The following is a 9355-nucleotide window of genomic DNA, read 5'->3' on the forward strand; positions in this document are numbered from 1 at the left end:
CGGGCATTCCGGCATCATCGTGGTGCTGCTCGGGATCGCCGCCGACGATGCCCGGGTCCCGGTGCGGGCCCGGCAGGCGCTGCTGGCACCCGCCTGGTACGGGGCCGCCCTGGCGGCCTTCCTGGCCCTGTACTACGTGGGTCATGCCCCGCTGTTCGACCCGGGCCTGCAGGTCCCCGAACTCGCCAAGCTGGCGGTGATCTGACAGCGGCCACTCGGTAGAGGCTCTGCCTCCCGTCGAGGGAGGGGCGTGGCCCTCCGGCGGCAGATTGATCTGTCGACAGCCTCAACGCGCAGGAACTGCGCAGCGTCGCAGCCGTAGCCCTCCTGTCGCTGATCGATGCGGAGGCCATCATGATGTCGCTGGGCGTGTTTTGTGTCGTGGCAGGCGTCAGCATGGCTGCCGGGTCCCTATGGTCCCCGCGCTACCGCGCCATCCTTGAGGTGATGGGCGGGAGCCTGTTCATGGTCGGATTGGGCTTTGCAGGCGCAGACTTCGTGCTGGCATCCTGATCCGGCAGGGCCTTAAACGCTGCCGAGTTTCGGCTTTGGCGTAGGCTTGTATGCGCGAACCTCCGCACCGGGTCATGGGAAGCCGGGGCAGCAACGTACGCGTCAATACCCTTCCGCCCGTCAGCAGACTGACTGAACGAGACGGGGCTGGTCCGCCTCGGGCCGATGGGCCCGATGATCGGCGACGTGACCGTGGGGGCCGAACGCCGGCCCCGGCACGCGACGCGGACCTGATTTTTCGAGACTTTCGGAGACTTGGGGCGGCGCGCCGGGAGACGGCGTGTCGCCCTCATCGCTCCGCGGATCAGCGGACGGAGAAGGGCGACTGGTAGGGACGGCCGAACGGCACGCCGTTGTTGACCGTCTGCACCGGCGTCAGAAAGCCCTTGCCGTCGCGTCGGTTGTTGCGGGTGTCCACCATCGAGAGCGGGCGCTCGATCCATTCCATCACCGAGACATCGCCGGGCGCGCCGACTTGCAGGGTTCCGAGCTTCGGGACGCGGTCGATGATTCCGGCCGGCTTGTGGGTCGCCATCGCGATCACCTGCTCCAGGCTGAAGCCCAGTGGCAGGAACTTGCTCATCACCACCGGAAGGAACGGCATGCCGGGGGTGTTGCCGGAGAACACGTGCAGGTCCGACGAGATCGTGTCCGGCGGCGCGCCCTGCGCGATCGCAGCCTCGGCGACGGTGAAGTCGAACGAGCCGCCGCCATGGCCGATGTCGAACACGACGCCCCGCCGCTTGGCCTCCAGGGCGGCCGGCAGCAGCTTGCCGTCCTGAACGATGTTCGTGAACTGACCGGCGCTGTTGGGCGCTCCCGAGTAGCAATGCGTGAGGATATCGCCCGGCCGCAGCAGATCGAGAATCTGGCTCATCAGCGCCGGCGTCTCGACGCCGCCGATATGGACCATCACCTTCGCCGGCCGCCCCGACATCTCGCAGGCCTGGATGGCCCGCTTCAGCGGCTCGGCCCCATGCTTGAAGATGACGTTCTCGGACATCCGGACCTTGGCCCCGATGGCGAAATCCGGGTTCTCGGCGATCGCCAGGGCGCAGGCCTCCACCTGCGCGTTGTCGAGGTTGTACAGTTCGGCCACCGGGAAGGCGGAGAGGCCGTTGTTGGCGATGTGGATGAACGCGAACATCCGCGTCCGCGTCTGGGCTGCGATGTGGCGCCGGAGCGCCGCGATGTTGTTGGCTCCCGCGTCGCCCGCCGAGACGACGGTGGTCACCCCCGAGAACGGGACGGTCTCGTCGGCCGGGATGCCGATCGCCGAGCCGTAGGGATAGGTGTGGGCGTGGAGATCGACGAGCCCCGGCAGCACGAGCTTGCCGGAGGCGTCGATCGTCTGCTTGGCGCGCTCGGCGGGGATGTCCGGCTCGAGGGCGGCCACCACGCCGAAGCGGATGCCGACGTCACGCTTGGCCCGCAGCGACTGGCTCGGGTCGATGACCTCCCCACCCTTGATCAGCAGGTCGAAGCGGTCGGGCACGGCGGCGGCCGGCCCCACGGCCGCCATGGCGCCAGCGAGCCCGAGCCACGTACGACGCGACAAATCGGCCATGGTCCAACCTCCCTCGGGGCGCCGCCGCGCGCCGTTGGTCGGTGCGTCGGCCTGCAGATCCCGTTGCGCAGCGCACGTACTTCGACGGCGCCGGGCCGGAGCGTAGCTTTCGCAATGGTCAAGCTGCAAGGTTTCGGAGAAATCGTGCCTTGACGATCGCCAGAGATTATATCGGTTGCCGGCGGGCCGCCCCGGCCGAAGTCACCGGCTGCTCCGGGTTCCGGCAGACGGGCCACACGGCGTCGTGCGCCGAGAAGTCGGCGTCGAAGGACTGTTTTCAGGTTGCGCCGTTGGTGACCCGCACCACTGGGTTGGGTCGTAAGCGGGCGGGACGGCAATGTCCGCTTCGATGGCGTTGCCGCCCGAGAGCGGACCGGCAGAAATCCACACCCCTGAGGCACCCACGCAAGCTACATGTGGTGGCCGACGCGGGCTAAACGCGGAAGCGCCGCTTCGGAGAAGGTCCGCCGGAAGAGCGGACGGTCTCCTGCCGTGGGTGCTGCCGTCATGCTCCGGCTGTCGGGGCAACACTCTGTCGTCGACGCGCGATCAGCTTCCCCCGGAAGCGCAAGACATTTGCGTTCACCTCAAAGTCTGGATGAGGCGGCCACCGCCATCCTTCCAAGGCGCTGATTTCCAGCGGAATTCCAAGCGGCGAGACGGCCGACTGGTAGCTCTGCGGATGGCATGCGATTGGGCATGACGAATGATTTGCCCGCTGCCGCTCGCAAGACCGCTCATGCACCGCAATCGACCACGCCTCGAAGATGGAACACACCCGTCCCGGGAAAGCTCATGGCGATGTCTCAGCTTGGCAGAATCCACTGATGCACTTGACTCACCGTCTTGAGGAAGAGCCTCCATAGCCCATCACCTCATCATGAACCGGCATTGCGGCGTCTGACTGCGCCCTCTGCCATTGCGCCCGGCTTGCCCAATCCGATGGCCTTGGCGCGGGCGGAGCGCTGCTCAGCGTAGCGCGGCGTGACCATCTCGGCTCTCCCGAGGCTGCGTCATCAGCCGGTGTGGTCCGAGACCGACCGGATGGCGATAGCGATATGCGGTCCGGCGGTGGTCGCGGCCGCGGGGGGCGCGCAAGCGATCGCGCTCCAGCCTAGCATGTATCTGGCTCTGCAGGGCCTTCTGGGCCGAGCGGTTTGTTGAGACCGCGACCCGGTTGACAGGCAACCTTCCCGTCCAAGCAGACTTTGGACTTCGTGACCCATGACGCTCAGGGCGACGCGCCCCATGCCCTCGTCGTCGATGACGACGCCCTGATCCTGATGGAGGCCACCGCCATCCTTGAGGATGCGGGTTTCCAGGTGCTGGAGGCGATGAACGTCGTCCAGGCCCTGGGAATACTCGACCGGCATCACGAGGCGGTTCACCTGCTCTTCACCGACGTGCATATGCCGGGGGAGGCGGACGGCTTCGATCTGGCGCGACAGACCGCCGCGCGTTGGCCACACATCGCGGTCGTGGTCGCCTCCGGGCAAGCGGAACCGGAGCCCGGCGACCTGCCGGCGGGAGCGACGTTCATCGGCAAGCCGTTCAGCGCCGAGATCGTCCGGTACCATGTCCGCAAGACCCTTCCGGACGAGAGGCACCCGGAGCCGTTGAGAACCTAGTCGCCGACCTCGGGCGTTTGGTCGCCGTTCGTCGGGATAAGGCTGCTACGCCTCCTGGTCTCGTCTCACGCTGGGTTTGGCGCCGCGCACGGACCCAGCGGAACGGCCGGGATGGGCGCAAGGCGGCCCACCGGAGTTGGCCGGAAGCGGCCGGGCCGCTTCGGATCCTCTGCCTCACCGCAGCACTCGATCACCTGGAGTGACGACAGACACGCGTTGCCCATGCTCTGGTGCTCCGGCGTAAATCTGACTCGGTGAAGCGGCAGGTATGCTCGTCTACGGCAAGTCCAATTGGACAGGTGATCCGAACCACAAGCTCGATACCGTCGTAGCGCTGCTGCGAGAGATGGCGGATGAGCCGCCGGGCCTCGCCCGTCATGGCACGCTCGTCACGGCCTTCATCGTAGCCGGAGAGTTCGTCCAAGGAATTGCGGACGCGGCGTTCAGCGAACACGGTCACGACGCAACCTCAAGCGCGCAGGATGCCTCAAGCCTTTTCTTGATGAGGCTGGCGCGAATGGTTTGGGCCTCGTGGCGGACGGGCTTCGAACGCGCACTCGACGCGCCCGACATGACGCCGCTCGCCGCGCTGAAGCTGCCGGATCGGATCACGACGCGCTGGGCTGAAGGCTTCGCTTTCTACGCGCTCTACCCAGAAAGTTACGCGATCGCTGCTGCGCGCTCCGGCTTGGGACCAGGAACGAACGTGATCGGAATCCGGAGCATCGGCGTTCCGCTCGGAGCGATGGTGGCATCCGGATTGGGATCGGAGCGCCTGCTCACCGTGCGTCCGTCCGGGCACCCATTCCGGCGCAGAGTGTCGAACGATCTCACGGACCTCCAAGGCCGTCCCGGTCCCCATCAGGATGGTTTCGCGATTGTGGACGAGGGACCAGGTCTGTCCGGGAGCTCCTTCGGCGCGGTCATCGACAGGTTGTGCGCGTGCGGCGTCGCGGAAGATCGGATCGCACTGTTCCCGAGCCATCCTGGCGCCCCAGGCGCGCACGCGGAAGAAAGGCACCGGGCGCGGTGGCCCCGTATGAGGTGCCACGTGGCGCGGTTCGAGGATGTGGTTCTGGCCCGCGGCGGGCTCACGAGCTGGGTTGCGGATCTCGTCGGTCCGGTCGAGTCGCCACTCGTGGAGATCTCGGGCGGAAGCTGGCGAACGCTGCAGGGCCGAGACACGGATGCGTGGCCGCCGGTCAACGCGCAGCAGGAGAAGCGCAAGTTCCTCCTGAGAGCCGGTGGCAGCGCTTGGCTCATCAAGTTCGCCGGGCTCGGGCTGCCGGGCCGCACGAAGCTGGACCGGGCGCGGGCTCTGAACGCCCAGGGGTTTTCGCCGCCCGTCTCCGGCTACCGCCACGGTTTCATCATCGAGCGCTGGATGGAAGACGTTCGACCGCTCGATCTCTGCCGGGTCGCGCCGGATACCTACATCGATCAGATCGGACGCTATCTTGGATTCCGAGCGCGCTGCTTCGCATGCGGGCCAGATCGTGGTGCAAGCCTCGGCGATCTCCTCGCGATGGCTCGCCACAACGTGGGTGAAGCCCTCGGCTCCGACTGGGCGGGCAGGCTCGATAGCTGGACCGCCGATCGCCTCGCGGTGCTCGCAGAGCGGTCGCATCCCACGGAGATCGATGGCCGGATGCAACCTTGGGAGTTCCTGCTGAAGCCGGACGGGCGTCTTCTCAAGTGCGACGCCCTCGACCACCATGCCGCCCACGATCTCGTCGGCTGTCAGGACATCGCCTGGGACATCGTCGGCGCCTGCGTGGAGTTGCCGCTATCCAGTGCCGGGCAAGCTCGCCTCATGGCGATAGTGGCACAGGAAGCGGGGCGTCCGGTGGATCGCGAGCTGCTCGCCTTCCTGACGCCGTGCTATCTCGCATTTCAGCTCGGGGCCGCCGCAATGGCGGCTGACGCGGCGTACGACCTTGATGAAGGCGGGCGCCTGCGACGCTCGGGTGCGCGCTACGCTGCGCAGCTGCAGAACGTGCTTAGGCGATGACGCGTGCATCCGGATCGGCGTGAAAGAAGCGCGCGGCCGCGGCACGAACGGACGCCGCGCCGAGCCCGAAGGGCGCCGCGAGCGCATCATCCAGCGCCTGACCCTGCTCGTTGACTGCCGCCGTCAAGGTGCGGCGCCAGGCGAGGTGGGGTCCATACAGGTCCGAATGGTTCTCGGATGTGTTGATGAGGTAGCTCGCGGAGATCGGGAGGCTGGCGAGCTGCACGCCATGCTCCTGCGCGACTTCGAGCCATCGATGGTGAGAGCGCAAGATGCTGAACGGGTCGCGGCGGACTGGGTCCGCCGCATCGGGACGCAGCGACGCCACGGTGCTCGTGCCGCAGAGCCGATGGAACTCGCCGGGAAAGATGCCGGGATGTGGCAGGGCCGCCATCCGCTGGCTCTGAAAGTCCAGTATCGCCCCAGCCTGGATCAAGCCACCTACGTGCCCAGGTCCGATGCAGGCGCGTGCTGCAGCAACAGTGTCGCGATCGACCCAGTCATCGGCATCGACGAGCATGAACAGGCCACCACCCTGCGCCAAGACGTAGTCGTTGAGGGCGTGCTTCTTCCGGCCGCTGTCGTCGTTGTTGGGGCCGGTCGCCTGCACGGGCCAATCGGCGGGCAGGAAGCTCAGGCGTGCGTCGCCGTCCATGTCGGTTCGCGGTCGATCGTGGCCGACGACGAGGACGCGGAAATCCGCATCGGTCTGCGCCAGCACCGACGCGAGCGTGAGGTTCAGCAGTGTTTCGACGAGAGCCCAATTGCGGGCGCGTGCCCGCGGCACCAAGGCGATACCGAACGTAAACGGAGGCGGGTCGCGCATCATTGCTTGCTGTAGCGGGCTGAAGGGGCATCCTCAGATTGTAAGTGTAGGGCGGTCGTGCCTGCCCGCCACGTCAGCCTCGCGGGAGGGTAGTGCGCCCGCCGCGCGCGACGCTGATCGCTTGCCCCGGGATGATGATCCAGCGATGCGGCCGGCCATGCCACCGGAAGACGCGTAGCCGAGCGTCCAGCCCGATCAGGACCGCGGCGCATGAATCGCGGTCAGCACAGTTGAGACCGACGAGGAGCCGCCGAGTCAATCGGCGAGCGGGCGAAGCGACCCGTGCTGCCAGGCATCCTGGGCCGATTTCAGTCTTGGCCGTCCAGGGCCGAGTGGAATTGTTGTGATCACCGCCGGCTCGGAGTTCCTCCCCGAGGACGAAGACGTGGCTGGGATCCCGTTCCGAAAGCGAAATAGATAGGCACCGGTTCGCACTGATCGTTCCGCTCACGCGTTCCCCGAGCAGCGACAGATCATTGAGGGAACGCTTATGAAAGTTCGAACGCACAGGATGTTTACCACCGTGGCGCTGCTGTTAGCCACCACGGCCGCCCACGCCGAACCGTCAAAAGCCGCGGTTTTCGACTTCCAACTCGCCAATCTCGGTGCTCAGGGACCTACCGACGCGGACTTGGCTCGCCTCGGCCCGTTAAGCGATCTGCTGCGTGCTCAACTCAAAGATACAGGCCGCTACGTGATCGTATCGACAGCCCCCGTCAAAGCGGATGTCGCCAAGGGCGCAGAGCTGCGCAAATGCGGTGGCTGCGCGGATGATTTCGCACGCCGGCTTGGTGCGGACGTGGCGATCACGGGGGAGATCCAGAAAGTCTCGAACCTGATCCTCAACATCAACGTATATGTGAAGAATTTGAAAGATAATTCGCCTGAGCAGGCCTACAGCGTCGATATTCGCGGCGACAATGATCTCTCATTCGATCACGGGATAAAGTACCTCGTGAAAAACCGACTGCCGTTGCCCGGCGCCGAAGGCGGCGGCGGACAAGCTTCGCAGAGGTGAAACGAACGCGTCCACCCGACCCCAATCCGTGGATCGGCGGTGCTTAAACGCAAATGAGACATGCACGCGTGCGAAGGATCATTCCCGGTGGCGGCCGAGTTTGACCTTGGCGGCACCTGCCGGGGCTCGGAGCGTGCCGTGTACAATCCCTTCTTCTCGTCGATGATGCTGGCCGTTGAGGCACAACGTGTCGTTGAGCTGCGGTTAGTTCGTCTGGCCTGGGGCGGCAAAGAGGGACTGGCCGAGGCCCAGTCGATGGTGACCGAGAAGGTTCACGCCGCCGGTGAAGCCATGACGACGCTGATGCTCGGCGGCTCGCCCGAAACCGTCATCGCTCGCTACCGCGAGCACGTCGCTGCGAATACGAAGCGCTTGTCAGCCACCAAATTGGTCGCGCCTTAGTTGCAGCGAATCGGAAACACAGACTCTGCCACTCAGACAGCCAGATGAGACGGCCTTCATCGTCAAGGCCGCGTGCCCGGACGAGGACGCAGGGGAGTGCCGCCTCACTCTGTTCTACGCGGTCCTCGCCGAAGATCCCGCGAGCGGCATGCAGCTCGTCAGGGATACGGTCCAGAAAGGCGCTGACGTGACGCTGATCGAGATGTGCCTCTCCCAGGCTACGCAGGAGCCTTTGCCAGCCGCAGATCGCCCTCCGCCGCCCATAGGGTCATCTACCGCGCATTCTGCCAGAGCGATGTCAGCTCCCGGAACGCCGCATCGCCGTTCGCCTCCGAAGCCCCTTCAGATCCGAAGGATCGAGCCGATTGGCGCACGACCACAGCGTCTCGTGTAATCGACCAGTCGAACCGCCCCGGCTCCTTCGCGGAGGGCGTCACGCGCAGCGTGTGGGGGTTCGGCTTGAAGGTGATCATGAACAGCATGTGGGGGCAGACAGAGCCACCCGTTAGGGGACGAGAGACGATAAGGCCGCGTGGGACGTCACGCTGTTACCCATCGCTCGTGATCGGACGTGGCGACGCCGCGCGCGGTACGGCTGAGACCCCGGCGGGTCCCGAGGATCCGCCAACCATCGCGGCCGGAGTGGCGGACCGCGACGGGCTGGAGGCCCAGCGTCGGAGGAGCAGCGGCGCCGTCTTCAGGTGCGGCCCCGTCGGCGCCGTCGCAACAAGCTCGCACCTGGAACACAAGGGGCGGGCCTTCCTCATCGGACCTGATGGCAGATCGACTGGCTCGAGGCGGCTCCCCCCGCCGACCTACTCCGTTCGTCGATCAGAGCCACACCTCGCGCTCCCGTCTCGCCGCGCTGGCTTGGCTCGGCCTCCGGGCTCCCAGGCCCCGGAATGCCGGCTGCGCGCGATCAAGGGGTGAGCGCCCGCAAGCGACACACCTATCGTGCTCGCAGCCATCGGGCGCTCGTCAGGCTGCGGCGCGGGAGTACCCCGTTGACGGCTGGGCAAATGCGGCTGTCACAGCCCCCGCCGACGTAGCGGCAGCGGGCTCCGCACGCTGATCGCCAGCCCGGCGTTCCTTCCGGGGAACAGCGGCGGGTCCGGGATCCGGTTCCGGGACCGGAGGGGGTGATGCTGCGTGCCTTGGCGCGAGGAGTTGCTACACCGGGGCCGCTGGAACAACGACCAGTGGATCCCCTTCCCTTCAGGCTTAAGCACCTGGAGGAACCATGTCCAAAATCCTGAAGATCGCCACCGCCGCCACGATGCTCACGCTGTCAGCGAGCCTGGCTGTTGCTGCGCCGTGCAACGTCGGCACGACGACGAATGCGGCCACCGGGAAGGACAGCAGCTCGAATGTCGATGGGGGCTCGACCGCC

At 66.3% G+C, this 9355-nt stretch carries 8 protein-coding genes and 2 pseudogenes; 6 read left to right on the forward strand and 4 right to left on the reverse strand.

The annotated features are described in order from the left end of the window. Together MKK82_RS24580 and MKK82_RS24585 are read left to right on the forward strand one after the other, a co-directional pair. Window positions 1-205, forward strand: a pseudogene (locus tag MKK82_RS24580) (hypothetical protein); the annotation flags it as partial. Between the two features lie 149 nt (window positions 206-354). Then, window positions 355-513, forward strand: coding sequence for a hypothetical protein (locus tag MKK82_RS24585; RefSeq protein ID WP_243987183.1), 159 nt, complete (start codon window positions 355-357; stop codon window positions 511-513). A gap of 304 nt (window positions 514-817) precedes the next feature. On the opposite strand, the gene MKK82_RS24590 is transcribed toward MKK82_RS24585, so the two are convergent. Together MKK82_RS24590 and MKK82_RS24595 are read right to left on the reverse strand one after the other, a co-directional pair. Continuing rightward, the gene (locus MKK82_RS24590) at window positions 818-2080 is read right to left on the reverse strand and encodes an amidohydrolase/deacetylase family metallohydrolase (RefSeq protein ID WP_243987185.1); all 1263 of its coding nucleotides are present in this window, start codon (window positions 2078-2080) and stop codon (window positions 818-820) included. A gap of 878 nt (window positions 2081-2958) precedes the next feature. After that, a pseudogene (locus MKK82_RS24595) lies at window positions 2959-3072 on the reverse strand (MucR family transcriptional regulator); the annotation flags it as partial. A 225-nt stretch (window positions 3073-3297) separates the two neighbouring features. On the opposite strand from MKK82_RS24595, the gene MKK82_RS24600 reads away from it, so the two are divergent. Next, window positions 3298-3708: a response regulator gene (locus MKK82_RS24600; RefSeq protein WP_283206489.1), complete on the forward strand. Its 411-nt coding sequence runs from the start codon at window positions 3298-3300 to the stop codon at window positions 3706-3708. Between the two features lie 268 nt (window positions 3709-3976). Then, entirely contained in the window at window positions 3977-5719 is a 1743-nt protein-coding gene (locus MKK82_RS24605) for a hypothetical protein (protein ID WP_243987187.1), read from the forward strand. On the opposite strand, the gene MKK82_RS24610 is transcribed toward MKK82_RS24605, so the two are convergent. Then, complete coding sequence (locus MKK82_RS24610; protein ID WP_243987188.1) at window positions 5709-6548, reverse strand: glycosyltransferase family A protein; 840 nt, start codon at window positions 6546-6548, stop codon at window positions 5709-5711. The genes MKK82_RS24605 and MKK82_RS24610 overlap by 11 nt on opposite strands. A 508-nt stretch (window positions 6549-7056) precedes the next feature. Between MKK82_RS24610 and MKK82_RS24615 the strand changes: the two genes are divergently transcribed. Together MKK82_RS24615 and MKK82_RS24620 are read left to right on the forward strand one after the other, a co-directional pair. After that, on the forward strand, window positions 7057-7563 hold the full coding sequence (locus MKK82_RS24615; RefSeq protein ID WP_238293879.1) for a DUF3280 domain-containing protein: 507 nt from the start codon (window positions 7057-7059) through the stop codon (window positions 7561-7563). A gap of 138 nt (window positions 7564-7701) precedes the next feature. After that, window positions 7702-7965 carry a hypothetical protein gene (locus tag MKK82_RS24620; RefSeq protein ID WP_238293887.1) on the forward strand — a complete coding sequence of 88 codons (264 nt, stop codon included), beginning with the start codon at window positions 7702-7704 and terminating at the stop codon, window positions 7963-7965. Between the two features lie 272 nt (window positions 7966-8237). On the opposite strand, the gene MKK82_RS24625 is transcribed toward MKK82_RS24620, so the two are convergent. After that, window positions 8238-8447: a hypothetical protein gene (locus MKK82_RS24625; protein WP_238293877.1), complete on the reverse strand. Its 210-nt coding sequence runs from the start codon at window positions 8445-8447 to the stop codon at window positions 8238-8240. Between the last annotated feature and the right edge of the window lie 908 nt (window positions 8448-9355).

Source organism: Methylobacterium sp. E-046, from assembly GCF_022829625.1.
Taxonomy (GTDB): Bacteria; Pseudomonadota; Alphaproteobacteria; order Rhizobiales; family Beijerinckiaceae; genus Methylobacterium; species Methylobacterium longum.

Bases quoted from the DNA above. Each gene is read 5' to 3' on its own strand.
- MKK82_RS24585 (WP_243987183.1), top strand. From the start codon at position 355: ATGATGTCGCTGGGCGTGTTTTGTGTCGTGGCAGGCGTCAGCATGGCT.
- MKK82_RS24590 (WP_243987185.1), bottom strand. From the start codon at position 2,080: ATGGCCGATTTGTCGCGTCGTACGTGGCTCGGGCTCGCTGGCGCCATG.
- MKK82_RS24605 (WP_243987187.1), top strand. From the start codon at position 3,977: ATGCTCGTCTACGGCAAGTCCAATTGGACAGGTGATCCGAACCACAAG.
- MKK82_RS24610 (WP_243987188.1), bottom strand. From the start codon at position 6,548: ATGATGCGCGACCCGCCTCCGTTTACGTTCGGTATCGCCTTGGTGCCG.
- MKK82_RS24615 (WP_238293879.1), top strand. From the start codon at position 7,057: ATGTTTACCACCGTGGCGCTGCTGTTAGCCACCACGGCCGCCCACGCC.
- MKK82_RS24625 (WP_238293877.1), bottom strand. From the start codon at position 8,447: ATGCTGTTCATGATCACCTTCAAGCCGAACCCCCACACGCTGCGCGTG.